Raw genomic sequence first — 14,370 nt, 5'->3', positions numbered from 1 at the left:
CTGCTGGAGGGATCGCTTGTCAGACACTCGTCTCCGCTATACGGTTCTTATGGAACAGAATGAGGACAGAGGGTATACCGTAACGGTGCCATCCCTTCCGGGATGCGTCAGCGAGGGGTCAACCTGGGAAGAGGCGCTGGCGCATATCGAGGAGGCGACCGCGGGCTATATCGAGATCGCAAGGAAGCTCGGCAAACCAATCCCGGTTAAGGTCTCCGTACCCGTGAATGCAGGCAATGCGGGGATATAAACCCCTGCAGATGGAACCAACCCTGTTGGTGCATAGCATGATCCTTGAATACATCGCCGCGGCGCTCGAACACGCCCGCTACAAGCTCCTCGACGACGCCGAATACGGGAAAGTCCCGGAACTCCCCGGAGTCCCCCCAACCGGCAGGACACTCGATGAATGCAGGAGAAACCTGCCGGCGCCATCGATGAACGCCTGATCAGCGGCTCCGGCGCGGGCTCACGATACCCCCGGTCGCCGGCCGCACCGTGGGAGAGGTCGCCGGAGCCCCGGTTAAACCCGCCCTACAAAACCCCCGGGCTCTCGTCGGTCTCCCCAAGGGTCCCTGCGATGCCGGCATCCGCGGCGTCGAGCAGGTCGCTCTCCCCGAGCCTCCCCTCATCCACGAGCTCCGTGTAGTCGTCAAACCAGTAGGCCTGCGGGTTGCTCTTATAGACCATAAACCGCCCGATATCCTCCGGGTCTGCCGCCTGGTTGTACTTGAAGTACGTGAACCCCCCGGTCTTCCCCACCACCTCGATCTTCCCGGTGGCATGGGACATAACAAACCTCGCCTGCTTCGAGAGCCCCGAACAGGTCGCCCGCGCCTGCTCGAATATCCGGTAGGACTCCTCCACCGGCACCGCAAACGCCCGGTTCCCCGTCGTCGGCCGGCACTGGAAGACGTAGTAGGGGTTGACCCCGATGAACGAGAGCCGCCCGAGAAGCCTCGACAGCACCGCCGGATCATCGTTGATCCCGCGGATCAGGGGCGTCTGGTTCATGACGACCGCTCCCGCGTCCTGCAGGAGCGCTATCGCCCGGCACGCCGCATCCGTCAGCTCGCGCGGATGGTTGAACTGGGCCATGATGTAGACCAGGTTCTCCCCGTCGTGACACTCCCGGATCGCATCCACGAGGGCCGGATCGTTGATGATCCGGTACGGATCATACGCCGGCATCTTCGTCCCGATCCGGATGATCCGGACGTGCCTGATCTCCCGGAGCCGGTTGAGAATATCCCGCAGCCGGCCGGTATCAAGAACCAGGGGGTCGCCCCCCGTCAAGAGGACGTTCGTGATCTCCGGGTGATCCCGGATGTAGGCAAGCCCCCCCGAGACGTCACGGTTCACCTCGCGCGCATCCCCGATGAAGAGGCGCTTGCGGAAACAGTAGCGGCAGAACCCGCCGCAGAGGTCGCTCACGAGCATAAGAGCGGTTTCACGGTATTTATGCTGCAGCCCCGGCGCCCGGGTGTACCGGTGCTCCGACGACGGGTCGAGGCGGCCCCAGGGCTCAAGCTCGTCTAAGGAGGGTATGATCAGCCGCCGGATGGGGTCCTTCGTATCCTCCCAGTCGATCAGCGAGAGGTAGTAGTCATTCGAGCGGAACGCAAAAAGGTCCAGCACCGGCGCGAGACGGGCGCGCTCCTGTGCGCCGATACCGGCGACCTTATCCAGTGATGTGATATACGTCGGGTTCATAATCTTCCTTCACATCGACATCCCTTGCTGCGCGGCGCAACCGGGGACAGACCTCATGAGAGCGTGAAGGACGGCGATCGGGTATGATAAAGGGCTCATGAGAGTGCCGTGCTCCCATGCAGGAAACCATCGCCCGGATATGCACCGCAGGGTGCCGGGTTATATCAGGTATCAAAAAAGGGCCTGAAAATATATAATATTTTTGGGAAGAGCGGCGAGATCGCACGAAAATAGGCCAGTTTCCGCAGGAGGGCTGTAAATGCCGCTTACTTCCTCTTTTTGGCCATGGAGAGGATATCCACCACGTACCTCCCCTCCTTCTCCAGTCCGACGACGACCTCATCCGACCGCGCCAGTTTCTCGATATTCAGTTCGTACGAACCGGGGCCGAGGATACGGATACTCTCGATCCGCTCAAACACCTCGATCTCCGCTTTACGCCGATCCGCGCGGACCTCGAGCACGTCCTCGCCCGTATCCCGGACAATCTCCTCGATCGTCTTCTCCTTCAGCACGTCGTCGTGCCGTTCGGCCTCACGGATGTAGAGAAACTTCTTCCCGCCGCAGCTCGGGCACCCCTTCAGTATCTTCGTCGAACCGTCCTCGAACTCCCTGCCGCATTGCGTACACTTGTGAGGCATTCCCCGTCACCCCGCCTACCTCGAGGAGGAGACCCATGCGCTGATGAGATCCTTCTCCTTCTTGAGCGTCTTGAGCTGATTTGCGGGCCCGATCACGGTCAACCGGGTCTCAGAGCGTTTCCCCCCGAGAAGTTTGCTGAGAAACCCGGTCGGCGCATCCCTGACAGGATAGGTCTCCATCTCGATCCCCGAGAACCCGTCCGGCGCAATCTCCCGCATCGTGATCTCGATGAGTTTGCTCTGTTCGTCCGGCGCAAGACCCTTCTCCAGGATAACGATGTTCCCCTCCATAACATCGTCAAGGATCAGGCGAATCTTCTCCATTGCCGTGAGCCGATCAAGGCGCTCCGCCGAAATAAGGTCTATCTGTACACCCTGTATCATCTCCATCACCCAAAGTATGACGTCATCTTCTCGTACAACTCATCCACGTTGTTCCCCTCAAGACCCGATATCGATATCACGGGGTGCTGGGGAAACGCACTCTTGATCCGCGCGGGAGAAGCGTCGGGGAGATCGTTCTTGTTTGCGACGATCAGGACCGGGAGCTTGCGGCTCTCGATGATCCCGACAAGCATGATATTCACCTGCTGGAACGGATCCTGCGTGGCATCAAGCATGTAGATGACGCCGTCGATATCCTCGCGGAGCCAGTGCATCGCCTCGGCCACACCCTCCGTCGCCTCCCGGGCCCGCTTGACCGCCTCCTCCTTCTCGATCCCGTACTCGACGAACTCGTTATAGTCGATCTTGGTCGTCACGCCCGGCGTATCGACGATATCGATCGTGACCGAGTGACCGTTCTGGCTCGATATGGTGATATCCTCCTTGCGCCGCACGCGGCGGGTCTCGTGAGGCACCTCGCTGACCGGCCCGACTGCATCTCCCGTCCAATCCCGCACAATCCTGTTTGCGAGCGTCGTCTTGCCTGCATTGGGAGGCCCGTAGATCCCGATGCGGCAGGTCCGCCTCTTAAAGAACGCATTCAGGAACTGCGAGATCTTTTGTTTTGTACGAACTAAGAACTTCATTTAGCACCCTCCGATAGGCCGATTCACCTACACTTGAGTGAGTATGGCACCCGGGAATAAATATAATTATATGTTCCGTCCGGCGCATTCTCCTCAAATTGGAGACAAACAGCATTCCTCAGACGAGAGAATTCTTTTATACTGTCGAAACCTAGATACACTTGCACCTGGAAAATCGGCTCTTACAGCGACCAGATTAGGAGAATCCCATGATGAATAATAGCGATGCCATCCACTTCGAGACGCGGGTACCAATCAGGGAGGTCATGCGGAGCCATCCAACGACCGTCGATGTGGGGGAGACAGTCGCCCGTGCGGCGCAGACCATGTGCCGCGACGAGGTCGGCAGTTGTATCGTACTGCAAAACAGCCTGCCCATCGGGATCGTCACAGAGGAGGACATCAACTGTAAAGTCGTGGCAAAGGACGTAAAACCGGGCAGCGTTCGCGTCGACGGGATTATGAGCACCCCGCTGATCACGATCGGTGCCGACAAGATGGTAGGGGATGCCGTGGCAATGATGGTGAAGCACCGCGTCCGCCGGCTCCCTGTCGTTGAGAACCAGCGGGTCATCGGGATCGTCACGGTCAGGGATATCCTCACCGTCGCGGCCGAGGTGAACGAACTGCTGGCGGATCTCATCGAGATCAACCGCGAGGAAGAGTACACCATGGGCGTCTGCGACCGGTGCGGGAACATGTCCGACGACTTATCAAGGGTCGACAACCTTATGCTCTGCCACGCCTGTCGGGAGGAGGAGCAGTTGCTATGAAAACGGCCGCGAACCTGATGGTGAGTATACCCACCCTGCGCTACGACGACTACGTCACGAAAGCACGGAGCGTTCTGCGGGACGACGTCTTTCGCGAACTCTACGTCGTGGACGAGAAAGACCGGCTGGTAGGCTATCTCGACATATCCGACGTCCTGCGGGTCATGGACACCAAGTCCAACGTCACCATCAAAGGGTTTGTCAGGGAGGCCGCCCGGGTCGCCCCGGATACGCCCCTCGCGGAGGTCGGCCGCGCCATCATGAACGCCCGCACGAACAGTGCCGCGGTCGTCGACGAAGACGGCGTCTTCCTGGGCGGAGTGCTCTTCTCGGAGCTCTTCCCCGTCCTGATCTCCCGCCGCGACATCCCCGGCAGGGTCAAAGACGCCATGTCGCGGGAACCCGTCACCTGCGCACCCGAAGAACCCATCCACCGCATCTATAACCTGATTGTTGCAAGCGGCTTTATCGCGTTCCCGGTGGTGCAGAAGAGAGAGCCCATCGGCATCATCTCCCGCCGGGACCTCCTGCGCGCCGGGAACGTCCGCATATCAGTGAAGAACCAGGCCGACACCACCGTGGACCGGGTGATGACGACCCCCGTCATCACGGTGACGCCCGACGACCCGGTCGCGACGGCGGCGCGGCTGATGGTCGACCACGATATCAGCATCCTTCCGGTCGTCGACGAGAAGAAGAAGATCGTCGGCGTCATCGACCGTCACGACGTCTCAAGTTGCCTCACCCCGTGAGGGCATCCCCAGATACCATATCCCCAGAGGAGTGATACCATGCAACCGAACTCGAATAACGCAGATAAGAAACCGGCTGATCGGCTCCTGAAGATGCCGGGCAAACGTGATCGCGGGCCAATCGACTTTAAAACAAGGATCGCCGGCTACGAAGGCGAGATCATGGCGATCGCCACAAAGAACGTCGTCACGGCGCAGCGGACCACCACGATCATCCAGGCGGTCGGGATCATGACCCGGGAAGGGTTTCGCCGGCTGCCGCTCGTCGATGCGGGAACGCACCGGTTGCGGGGGATCGTGACCGTCAGCGACATCATCGATTTCATGGGCGGCGGCGACAAGTTCAACCTCGTGCAGGTGAAGCACGGGGGCAACTTCCTTGCCGCCGTCAACGAGGAACTCCGCGAGATCATGACCCCGCAGCCGGTCACCATGCCGGCTACCGGGAGGATCGCCGACGCGGTCGATATCATCGTCAACCGCAACGTCGGCGGGATCCCCATCACCGACGCCGAAGGAAACCTCAAGGGCATCGTGACCGAACGTGACGTGATGAAGGTGCTCGCCACCGAGCACTCGGGCCGCAGGGTCGAGGACGTCATGCGGTCGTCGGTCCGCGTCACGAGCCCCGACACCCCGATCGGCAGCGTCTGCAGGGAGATGGTGAAGTGCAGGTTCCGGCGGCTCCCGGTCGTCGTGGACGACGTCCTCTGCGGCATCGTCACCGCCACCGACGTCATGAGTTATCTCGGGAAGGGCAGGGCCTTCGAGCAGTTGACGACCGGGGATTCCGCCGAGGTGATGGGAGCGCCGGTGCGGTCGCTCCTCTCCGGGGAACTCTACACCACCACACCGGACCGGAACATCCACGACATCGCCGTCGAGATGATCCAGAGACGCATCGGGGCGTTCCCCGTCATAGAGGACTCCCGCCTCGTCGGGCTCGTGACGGAGTATGATCTTGTGAAAGCATTTGCAGAGGAGTGATTGAGTGTATGCGTGCCGTAGATGTGATGTCTGCGCCGGTGTACGTCGTTGCACCGACGGATAACGTGGCCTATGCCCGGAACCTCATGCTCAGGTACCGCGTATCGAGGCTTCCCGTCATGGAAGGGGATGAACTCCGGGGCATCCTCACCAAGAAGGATATCGCCTACCGGCTCAGGCAGACGGAACCGATGTGGCGCCGCCGCCCGATCGACCGGATCCCGGTCAGTATCCTGATGGCGGAGAACCCAATCACCGTGACGCCGGAGACCAGCATCCACGATATCGCCGCGACGATGCTCGACCGCGACATATCGGGGCTGCCCGTCGTCGACGACGGTAAGGTGGTCGGTATCGTCACCAAACTGGACGTCATGCGTTCGGCCCACGTCCACGGGCTCTCCGCGCGGGTCGACGAGATCATGGAGGATGCGATCACCGTCAACCGGTATCACTCGCTTGACCACGTCATCGACACGATAAAAGGGAAAAACGATAAACTTATTGTCGTTAACGACAATGGAAGCCTTGCAGGCATTATAACGGAGAGCAACCTCGCATTCTATGAGTACCTGGACGAACGGATGAACCTGCCGAGAAAAGACGTCACCCATCTCCGCAAAGAGGAGCCGGGAGGACAGAAGCGGTTCAGGTACGTGGTCGAGGTTTCGGCAGTCGCAGAGGACATCATGAGCCGCCCGGTCATCACCGTCCCCCCCGATGTATCCATCCAGGATGCCGTCGGGCTGATGCTCAAACACCAGATCAACAGCCTCGTGGTCGTGGAGGACAACGATATCCGGGGCGTGCTCAAGAGAGATGATATCATCAAGGAAGTGGCAAAATGAGCGACAGATTTCAGATACTCGTCAAAGACGTGATGACAAAACCGATCACCATCGCAAAATCCGCCTTTGTCAGCGAAGCGCTCGAAAAGATGCTCGATGAGGGTGTCGACCCGCTCATCGTGACCAACAACGGCACGGTCATCGGCACGACGTCCCGGGCGGCGATCGCCGAGACGCTCGGGAGCAGGAAGACCCATGCGCTGAAGGCCACATCCATCCATGTCGCGAACACGGTCGAGGAGAACTTCACCTCCGCATACCCGGACCAGAACATCGACATCCTGGTGCCGCTGCTCCAGCACTACAAACTGGTCGTGGTCTTCGACTCCGAGCACCGTCTCATCGGCCAGGTGACGGCAGGCGACCTTCTGAAGGTGCTCCGGCCCTCGGGCGATCTCCCCGACGTCATGGAACCAGCACACAGCATCCAGGTCGAGGAGCGTGCCGTCCACCTCCGGCGGAGGATGCTCGACGGCAAGATCAACCGGTTCATCGTCGAGGAGGGCGACCGGACCCTCGGCATCGTCACGGAGACCGACGTCGCAAAAGCGCTCTATGCGTTCAAGGACATCGTGGAAGGGACGCGCCAGGAGTACCGGATCAGGAACCTCCTCGTGCGCGACATCATGAGCACGCCCCTGATATCGGTGAACGCGGATACGGACGTCTCGGATATCATCGACCTGATGCTCAAGAAGAACATCAGTTCCGTCCCGATCACGCAGAACGGTAGAATCACGGGCGTCGTAACCAGGAACTCGCTCGTCCAGGCCCTGTGAGAAGGGGCCGGCACGACCTCTTTTTCGGCCCCCCGGAGAACGCATCGGCTCTCAACCGGCACCCTCGCCAGAGGGGAGCACGCCCGCCCACGACAGTTCCCGGGGAGCGCCACGCAATGCCCCCGTCCCCTCAGAGGAAGGGGAAGGGGGGGCGAGGCGGGGGTTTCCGGGTGTCGCCCGTGCAGGGAGGGGCGGCCCCCGCACCCCGGGGCGATAGCCACCACGGTCCAGCGCCCGGGGATTGCCTCCGGAGAGGGTATTTCCCTGCGTGCAGCCTCTCGCCACATCCCATGGCCGCGGTTTCGCATCGCCCCCGGAAGAGAGCGGCGGGCCTGACGAACCCCACCGCAGGTGTGCTTTTCGCGGTGCATCGCCGTCCCCGTGCCAGGCATTTAATACCCTCCAACCGAAACCCATAACCAGATTTGAGCATGAAACCAACGCAGCCAGTCAAACCAAACAGGGATGTAACGGCCCTCCTTCTATCCATGAGCAGGACCGGGTTTCAGGGAAGAAAACTCGGGGAGTCGCTCGGCGTCTGGACCAGGATGGTCAGGGATCCGGACTGCACAATATTCATGGGACTGTCGGGCGCGATGATCCCGGCAGGTATGCAGAGCGTGCTCATCGAACTCGTCAGGCACCGCTACATCGACGTCCTCGTCTCCACGGGCGCAAACATCTTCCACGACACCTGCGAACACCTCGGCGTCCGGCACTACATCGGTCACCACCACGCCGACGATGCGGCGCTCTTTGAGGAGGGAATCGACCGCATCTACGACGTCTTTGCCTACGAAGAGGAGTTCCGGAGCGTCGATGCAGAGATCGCCCGGTTCGCCGACGAAGTCGCCCCCTTCCGGGGGTCGTCGCGGGAGTTCATCCGGCGCCTCGGGAACTGGCTTTGCGAGCAGAAACCCGAAGGCCGCTCGCTCATCGCCACCTGCGCCGAGTACGACGTCCCGATCTTCATCCCCGCCCTCGGCGACTCGTCGATCGGGATCGGCCTCGTGATGGCGCGCCGGCGCGGGGTCGACGTCGACGTCGACCAGCTCGCCGACACCGACGAGATCACCCGGATGGTTGAGGAGTCGCAGAAGACCGGCGTCATCTACGTCGGCGGCGGCGTCCCGAAGAACTTCATCCAGCAGACCCAGGTCATCGCCTCGATCCACGAACAGCACCTCGGCGGGCATGCCTACGCCATCCAGTACACCACCGACGCCCCCCACTGGGGCGGCCTTTCCGGGTGCACCTTCGAGGAGGCGATCAGCTGGGGCAAGGAGGCACCGGAGTCTCCCCGTGTCCAGTGCTTCTGCGACGCCACGATTGCACTCCCCATCGTCGCGTCGGCGCTGATCGGGAGCGGGGTCGAGCGGGCACGCCGGTCCCGCTGAAGAGAGTCCAGGGTTGACGGCCGGGAGGCAGCGGAACAGAGAGTGATATGACCTGCCCGCACCGGCACCCGGGGGCCGAACCACCACAATCATTATTAATGCATCTCACCAAAATTAGTAAGCACAAGTCATAGAATGCTGTGTCTGGAGCAGCACCCGTGTGCTGCGAGTGTCGAAAGATGCGAAGTTCTATGTTGAGGTAGCCAAGCCTGGTATGGCGCAGGTTTGCTAAACCTGTGTCCCCCTGGGACTCGAGGGTTCAAATCCCTCCCTCAGCGCTTTCACCGACAACGTCGATGAAGAGGCGATCACATGGATGAAGAAGAGATAAAATACTTTGTTCGAGTCAGGAACACTGATCTCGACGGTACCAAGGCCGTGCACATCGCACTGACCGGCATCAAGGGCATCGGTTCGCACACGTCACGCACCATCGCCGCTCTTGCCAATGTCGACCCCCGTGCCATACTCGGCAAGATGGACGACGAATCCGTCGGGCGGATTGCAAACGCCGTCGACACCTACACCGAGCAGGTGCCTGTCTGGATGGTGAACCGCCAGAAAGACGTCTACACCGGAGAGGCCCGCCATCTTCTCGGGACCGATCTCACCATGGCAAACGACGACGACGTCAACCGCATGAGGAAGATGCGCAGTTACCGCGGCATCAGGCACGAGACGGGACAGAAGGTCCGCGGCCAGCGCACCAAGTCCACCGGAAGAACGGGCACGACCGTCGGCGTCAAGAGAAAGAAAGAGTAACGCGGTGATTGAATGGGATATCCCGGAAAGAACTACAAGCAGTACGCGACGCCCAAGCGGCGGTTCGAGAAGACGAGACTTGAAGACGAAAAAAGGCTCCTCATTGACTACGGGCTCCGGAACAAGCGTGAACTCTGGAAGGCCCAGAGTGTCCTGCGCAAGTACCGGGCTGCCGCCCGCGAGCTCGTGGCGCTGCGGTCTGCAGGCCTCAACGTGGATGAGTACCAGAAGAAGAAAGATCAGCTCACCAACCACCTCTACCGCTACGGCCTCGTCGGTGAGGGCGCCGATCTCGGCGACATCCTCGCGCTGAAGGTCGAGCAGCAGCTCGACCGCCGCCTCCAGACGCTGGTCCAGAGGAAGGGGCTCGCACGCTCCCCGAAACAGGCCCGCCAGTTCATCACCCACGGGCACATCGCGATCGCCGGCCGCCGGGTCACCGTGCCGGGCTACCGCGTCGAGAGAGCAGAGGAAGCGGAGATCGCCTACTACGGCCCCTCGCCGTTCACGAACGACGTTCACCCCGAGAGAAGCAGGATCGCCCGCGCAGGAGTGAGATAACACCATGGCAGAAGAGAAATGGGGCATTGCACACATCTTTGCCTCCTTCAACAATACCATCATCACCATCACCGACCTCTCCGGCGCCGAGACGGTCACCAAGAGCAGCGGCGGCATGGTCGTGAAACAGGACCGAAACGAGAGCTCGCCGTATGCGGCCATGCAGATGGCGATCCAGGTCGCCCAGAACGCACGCGACAAAGGGATAACCGGCGTCCACGTGAAGGTGCGCGCGCCCGGCCGGGGCAAACAGAGGAGCCCCGGTCCCGGCGCCCAGGCAGCGATCCGCGCCCTCGCCCGTGCGGGGATGAGGATCGGCCGCATTGAAGATGTCACCCCGGTGCCCCACGACAGCATCCGCGGCAAGGGCGGCCGGAGAGGAAGGAGAGTGTAATGGAGATTGCGTTTTCTCGACTGGATGAGAGAGTCGCCAAATTCACCATAAGCGGCGTTTCGACGTCGTTTGCGAACATGCTCCGGCGGGCGATGATCAGCGAAGTGCCGACGCTCGCCATCGAAGATGTCCGCATCTACGACAACACAAGCGTCATCTTCGACGAGATGCTGACACACCGGCTGGGGCTCATACCCCTCCGGACCGACCTCGCACGCTACGCCGTCCGGAGCGAGTGCTCCTGCGGAGGCGCCGGTTGTCCGGTCTGCACCGCGACCTACACGCTCTCCGTCGAGGGGCCGAAGACGGTCTACTCAAGCGACCTGATTCCCCAGGACCCCGACGCAGCACCGGCGGAAGGGGAGATCCCCATCATCGAGCTCGGGCCGGAGCAGAAGATCGTGCTCGAGGCGTATGCCATCGTCGGCACCGGGAAGGAACACGCCAAGTGGCAGGCGACGACCGCCTGCGGCTACAAGAACTACCCGCAGATTGTCATCGATGAGTTGTGCGACGGGTGCGGCATGTGCGTCGACGAGTGTCCACGCGATGTGCTCGAGCCCGGGCAGGGGAGGATCCGGGTCGTCAGCGGACGGCAGGAGTACTGCTCACTCTGCAGGCTCTGCGAGCGGGCGTGTCTTGCCGGGGGCATCGGAACCGAGCCGGCCATCCACATCGGCACCGATCCGGAACGATTCATCTTCGTGGTGGAAAGCGACGGCTCGATGCCCGTCCGGGAGATCATCGAGAGAGCGCTCCAATACATTCAGAGATCATCAGACGACCTGGTAGACGTGATAAACGATATAACGGGAGAGGGGACTGAATGAAGAAGACAACCGAGACAAAATCAAACCCCCGGCTGGCCGCCCTCATCGTGACGCTGAAAGACGCGTCGCGCGTACATGAGGCGAACATCTGGCGTGAGATTGCACGGAGGCTGGATGCACCCCGGAAGAACTACGCCGAGGTGAACCTCAGCAAGATCGACCGGTATGCAAATGAGGGCGAGACGATCCTGGTGCCGGGCAAGGTGCTCGGCAGCGGCGCGCTCAACCTGCCGGTGAAGGTCGCCGCGCTGGACTTCTCCGAGGCTGCGGTGAGCAAGATCACCGGCGCCAACGGAACGTGCATGACTATCGAGGACCTCCTCAGGGACAACCCGAAGGGGAGCAGGGTACGGATCCTCAGGTGAGACGAATGGTTACAGTTATCGACGCAGACGGACTGCTGCTCGGGAGGATGGCAAGCATCGTCGCGCAGCGCGCGCTCGCCGGCGAAGAGATTGCCCTCGTGAACGTCGAAAAGGCAATTGTCTCCGGCAACCGGGCGCACGTGCTCGCGGCCTACTACACGAAGCGCGACCGGGGGTCCCGCGAGGGCGGCCCGTTCTTCCCGCGCAGACCTGACCACATCGTCAAGCGCACCATCCGCGGGATGCTTCCCTACAAGCGCGAGCGCGGCATCGCCGCGTTCAAGCGGATCAAGACATACGTCGGCGTTCCGGTACAGTTCGCCGGGATGGAGACGGAGACGCTCGAAGCGGCCCACATCGACCGGTTAAGCAGCCCGAGGTACGTAACGGTCGGGGCGATAAGCAGCAACCTCGGGGCAAAGTACTGAGAAACAGGGTGATGGAATGGCAAAGATTATCAATACAAGCGGTAAGAGAAAGACGGCAATCGCCCGGGCGACCCTGAAACCCGGCAACGGCCGGGTCCGCATCAACTCCGTGCCCCTGGAGGTCTACGGGACCGAGTTGATTCGCATGAAGATCGCCGAACCCCTGCTGCTGATCCCGAACGCGCTCGACGGCGTCGATGCGGCGGTCGACGTCTCCGGCGGCGGCGTGGTGGGACAGGCCGAAGCGGTCCGGACGGCGCTTGCGCGCGGCATCGTGGAGTGGCACAACGACCCCGCGATCAAGGACGCGTTCCTTGCATACGACCGGACGCTGCTCGTAAATGACTCGCGGCAGAAGGAGTCCAAGAAACCGCACGGTCCGGGTGCACGGGCACGGTTCCAGAAGTCCTACCGGTGAGGAAAAGAGATATAAGGGATGCAGGACAATTTATATGATACCCGTACGATGTTTTACATGCGGTAAAGTCATCTCTACAGCCTGGAAGGAGTTCGAGGAGCGGCGGGATGCGGGCGAGGATCCAAAACGGATCCTCGACGATCTCGGCCTGGAGCGGTATTGCTGCAGGCGGATGCTGCTGACGCACAAGGAAGTAGTGGAGGACCTGAATCCGTATCAATGAGGGGTCGTGGGGTAGCCTGGACTATCCTATGGCGTTCGGGATGCTGTGACCTGAGTTCAAATCTCAGCGACCCCATTTTATTATGAATGATTTTGAGGCTGCACGATGGAATCATATACCCGATACGAACGAGCGCGGATCATAGGGGCTCGTGCTCTGCAGATATCGATGGGTGCACCGGTTCTGGTAAAAACACCAAAGACCGAGCCGCTTGAGATCGCACTTGAAGAGTACGATCGAGGCGTGATCCCTATAACGGTGAAGAGAAAGTAGTGATCTGATGACGACCATCGAACAGATTATCTTAAGAACAATCCTGGATAGCCGGGGAAACGAGACGGTCGAGGCCGAGATCCACACGGACTGCGGTTTCGGGCGGGCAGCGGCGCCGAGCGGCGCCAGCACCGGAACCTATGAGGCAAAGGTACGGCCGCCGCGTGAGGCTATCGAGGACGCACGGAAAAACCTGATTCCATCGCTCATCGGTGAGGACGCTCACGATCAGATCACGTTCGACGCACTGCTCCGGGAGAACGACGGAACACCCGACTTCAGTTCAATCGGCGCAAACGTCGCCGTAGCACTCTCGCTTGCGTGTGCAAAGGCGGCTGCATCGTCTCTCGACCTTGAACTCTTCCGGTACCTGGGCGGCGCATTCGCCGCCGAGACGCCTCTCCCGCTCGGGAACGTCATCGGCGGCGGCGCGCACGCATCGGGCGCCACCTCCATCCAGGAGTTCCTGGTGGTCCCCACCGGGGCTTCCGGTGCAACGGAGGGCGTCTTCGTGAACGCTGCCGTTCACAAGACCGTAAAGAAGATTCTGCAGGCGCAGGGCAAACTCTCCGGCAAAGGGGATGAAGGTGCCTGGGCACCCGCCATATCCGATACCCAGGCGTTTGAGATCATCACCGAAGCAATCGACGCCGTCTCCGACGAGATGAACGTCGAGATCCGGATGGGGATCGATGTCGCGGCAAGCGAACTCTGGGACGGCGAGCGGTACCGCTACAAGGACGCCGCCCGGACCTGCGAAGACCAGATCGCCTACATGGCGGATCTCGTCGACCGCTACAATCTCATCTACATCGAAGACCCCCTCTTTGAGGAGGACTTCGACGCGTTCGCCGACCTGACCGGTCAGGTCGGGGACCGCTGCCTGATCTGCGGAGACGACCTCTTCGTGACCAACGTCGAGCGGATCACCAGGGGCATCGAGACCGGCGCGGCAAACTGCGTCCTGATCAAACCAAACCAGATCGGCACGCTCACCGACACCTTCGAGGCGATCCACCTCGCCCAGGAGAGCGGGATGGAGACAGTCATGAGCCACCGGTCCGGCGAGACCACCGACGCGACGATCGCGCACCTTGCAACCGCATTCGGATGCATATTCCTCAAGACCGGCGTGGTCGGCGGGGAACGGATAGCCAAATTAAACGAACTGATTCGCATAGAGGAGCTGATCTAA

The 14,370-nt window shown here is 61.0% G+C and carries 22 protein-coding genes and 2 tRNA genes; 20 read left to right on the top strand and 4 right to left on the bottom strand.

Going from position 1 to position 14,370, the window contains the following annotated elements; translation table 11 throughout:
• The first annotated feature begins 16 nt into the window (after nt 1-16).
• Together QZ408_RS13310 and QZ408_RS13305 are read left to right on the top strand one after the other, a co-directional pair.
• Complete coding sequence (locus QZ408_RS13310; RefSeq protein WP_292492232.1) at nt 17-250, top strand: type II toxin-antitoxin system HicB family antitoxin; 234 nt, start codon at nt 17-19, stop codon at nt 248-250.
• Nucleotides 251-287: 37 nt separating this feature from the next.
• A complete protein-coding gene (locus QZ408_RS13305) occupies nt 288-449 on the top strand; it encodes a hypothetical protein (protein WP_292492230.1) in 162 nt (53 codons plus the stop codon).
• 85 nt (nt 450-534) lie between these two features.
• Here the strand turns inward: QZ408_RS13305 and QZ408_RS13300 are convergent, their stop codons facing one another.
• From QZ408_RS13300 to QZ408_RS13285, 4 genes are all read right to left on the bottom strand, one after another.
• The gene (locus tag QZ408_RS13300) at nt 535-1,713 is read right to left on the bottom strand and encodes a radical SAM protein (protein WP_292492228.1); all 1,179 of its coding nucleotides are present in this window, start codon (nt 1,711-1,713) and stop codon (nt 535-537) included.
• Between the two features lie 266 nt (nt 1,714-1,979).
• Complete coding sequence (locus QZ408_RS13295; RefSeq protein WP_292492226.1) at nt 1,980-2,354, bottom strand: Zn-ribbon domain-containing protein; 375 nt, start codon at nt 2,352-2,354, stop codon at nt 1,980-1,982.
• Between the two features lie 15 nt (nt 2,355-2,369).
• Nucleotides 2,370-2,738, bottom strand: coding sequence for a DUF2073 domain-containing protein (locus QZ408_RS13290; protein WP_292492224.1), 369 nt, complete (start codon nt 2,736-2,738; stop codon nt 2,370-2,372).
• A gap of 5 nt (nt 2,739-2,743) precedes the next feature.
• Nucleotides 2,744-3,385, bottom strand: a complete 642-nt coding sequence (locus QZ408_RS13285; RefSeq protein ID WP_292492222.1) for an Era-like GTP-binding protein — start codon at nt 3,383-3,385, stop codon at nt 2,744-2,746.
• 209 nt (nt 3,386-3,594) lie between these two features.
• Between QZ408_RS13285 and QZ408_RS13280 the strand changes: the two genes are divergently transcribed.
• The 18 genes from QZ408_RS13280 (at nt 3,595) to eno (ending at nt 14,370) form a co-directional block, all read left to right on the top strand.
• On the top strand, nt 3,595-4,158 hold the full coding sequence (locus QZ408_RS13280; protein WP_292492221.1) for a CBS domain-containing protein: 564 nt from the start codon (nt 3,595-3,597) through the stop codon (nt 4,156-4,158).
• Nucleotides 4,155-4,910: a CBS domain-containing protein gene (locus QZ408_RS13275; RefSeq protein WP_292492218.1), complete on the top strand. Its 756-nt coding sequence runs from the start codon at nt 4,155-4,157 to the stop codon at nt 4,908-4,910. The genes QZ408_RS13280 and QZ408_RS13275 overlap by 4 nt, the downstream gene beginning before the upstream one ends.
• A 39-nt stretch (nt 4,911-4,949) precedes the next feature.
• Entirely contained in the window at nt 4,950-5,897 is a 948-nt protein-coding gene (locus QZ408_RS13270) for a CBS domain-containing protein (RefSeq protein ID WP_292492216.1), read from the top strand.
• A gap of 8 nt (nt 5,898-5,905) precedes the next feature.
• The gene (locus tag QZ408_RS13265) at nt 5,906-6,745 is read left to right on the top strand and encodes a CBS domain-containing protein (RefSeq protein ID WP_292492214.1); all 840 of its coding nucleotides are present in this window, start codon (nt 5,906-5,908) and stop codon (nt 6,743-6,745) included.
• Nucleotides 6,742-7,524 carry a CBS domain-containing protein gene (locus tag QZ408_RS13260; protein WP_292492212.1) on the top strand — a complete coding sequence of 261 codons (783 nt, stop codon included), beginning with the start codon at nt 6,742-6,744 and terminating at the stop codon, nt 7,522-7,524. The genes QZ408_RS13265 and QZ408_RS13260 overlap by 4 nt, the downstream gene beginning before the upstream one ends.
• Nucleotides 7,525-7,955: 431 nt before the next feature.
• Nucleotides 7,956-8,921: a deoxyhypusine synthase gene (locus QZ408_RS13255; protein WP_292492210.1), complete on the top strand. Its 966-nt coding sequence runs from the start codon at nt 7,956-7,958 to the stop codon at nt 8,919-8,921.
• A 193-nt stretch (nt 8,922-9,114) separates the two neighbouring features.
• Nucleotides 9,115-9,199 (top strand) — tRNA-Ser (locus tag QZ408_RS13250).
• Nucleotides 9,200-9,233: 34 nt separating this feature from the next.
• Entirely contained in the window at nt 9,234-9,683 is a 450-nt protein-coding gene (locus QZ408_RS13245; protein WP_292492208.1) for a 30S ribosomal protein S13, read from the top strand.
• A gap of 12 nt (nt 9,684-9,695) precedes the next feature.
• A complete protein-coding gene (locus tag QZ408_RS13240) occupies nt 9,696-10,244 on the top strand; it encodes a 30S ribosomal protein S4 (protein WP_292492206.1) in 549 nt (182 codons plus the stop codon).
• Between the two features lie 4 nt (nt 10,245-10,248).
• Entirely contained in the window at nt 10,249-10,638 is a 390-nt protein-coding gene (locus QZ408_RS13235; protein ID WP_214076864.1) for a 30S ribosomal protein S11, read from the top strand.
• Nucleotides 10,638-11,468, top strand: coding sequence for a DNA-directed RNA polymerase subunit D (locus QZ408_RS13230; RefSeq protein ID WP_292492204.1), 831 nt, complete (start codon nt 10,638-10,640; stop codon nt 11,466-11,468). Before QZ408_RS13235 ends, QZ408_RS13230 begins: the two co-directional genes overlap by 1 nt.
• Nucleotides 11,465-11,833, top strand: coding sequence for a 50S ribosomal protein L18e (locus tag QZ408_RS13225; protein WP_292492202.1), 369 nt, complete (start codon nt 11,465-11,467; stop codon nt 11,831-11,833). The genes QZ408_RS13230 and QZ408_RS13225 overlap by 4 nt, the downstream gene beginning before the upstream one ends.
• Nucleotides 11,834-11,838: 5 nt before the next feature.
• The gene (locus tag QZ408_RS13220; RefSeq protein ID WP_292492200.1) at nt 11,839-12,261 is read left to right on the top strand and encodes a 50S ribosomal protein L13; all 423 of its coding nucleotides are present in this window, start codon (nt 11,839-11,841) and stop codon (nt 12,259-12,261) included.
• 16 nt (nt 12,262-12,277) lie between these two features.
• Complete coding sequence (locus QZ408_RS13215; RefSeq protein ID WP_292492199.1) at nt 12,278-12,679, top strand: 30S ribosomal protein S9; 402 nt, start codon at nt 12,278-12,280, stop codon at nt 12,677-12,679.
• Between the two features lie 34 nt (nt 12,680-12,713).
• Nucleotides 12,714-12,902 carry a DNA-directed RNA polymerase subunit N gene (locus QZ408_RS13210; RefSeq protein ID WP_292492197.1) on the top strand — a complete coding sequence of 63 codons (189 nt, stop codon included), beginning with the start codon at nt 12,714-12,716 and terminating at the stop codon, nt 12,900-12,902.
• A tRNA-Pro gene (locus QZ408_RS13205) sits at nt 12,903-12,977 on the top strand.
• Between the two features lie 30 nt (nt 12,978-13,007).
• Nucleotides 13,008-13,175, top strand: a complete 168-nt coding sequence (locus tag QZ408_RS13200) for a DNA-directed RNA polymerase subunit K (protein ID WP_292492195.1) — start codon at nt 13,008-13,010, stop codon at nt 13,173-13,175.
• Between the two features lie 7 nt (nt 13,176-13,182).
• Nucleotides 13,183-14,370 carry a phosphopyruvate hydratase gene (gene eno / locus QZ408_RS13195; protein ID WP_292492193.1) on the top strand — a complete coding sequence of 396 codons (1,188 nt, stop codon included), beginning with the start codon at nt 13,183-13,185 and terminating at the stop codon, nt 14,368-14,370.

The sequence above is a fragment of the Methanoculleus sp. 10 genome (assembly GCF_913757945.1).
Classification (GTDB): Archaea; Halobacteriota; Methanomicrobia; order Methanomicrobiales; family Methanoculleaceae; genus Methanoculleus.
The sequence above is the reverse complement of the archived record's forward strand: the minus strand, read 5'-3'. Positions and strand labels throughout refer to the sequence as shown.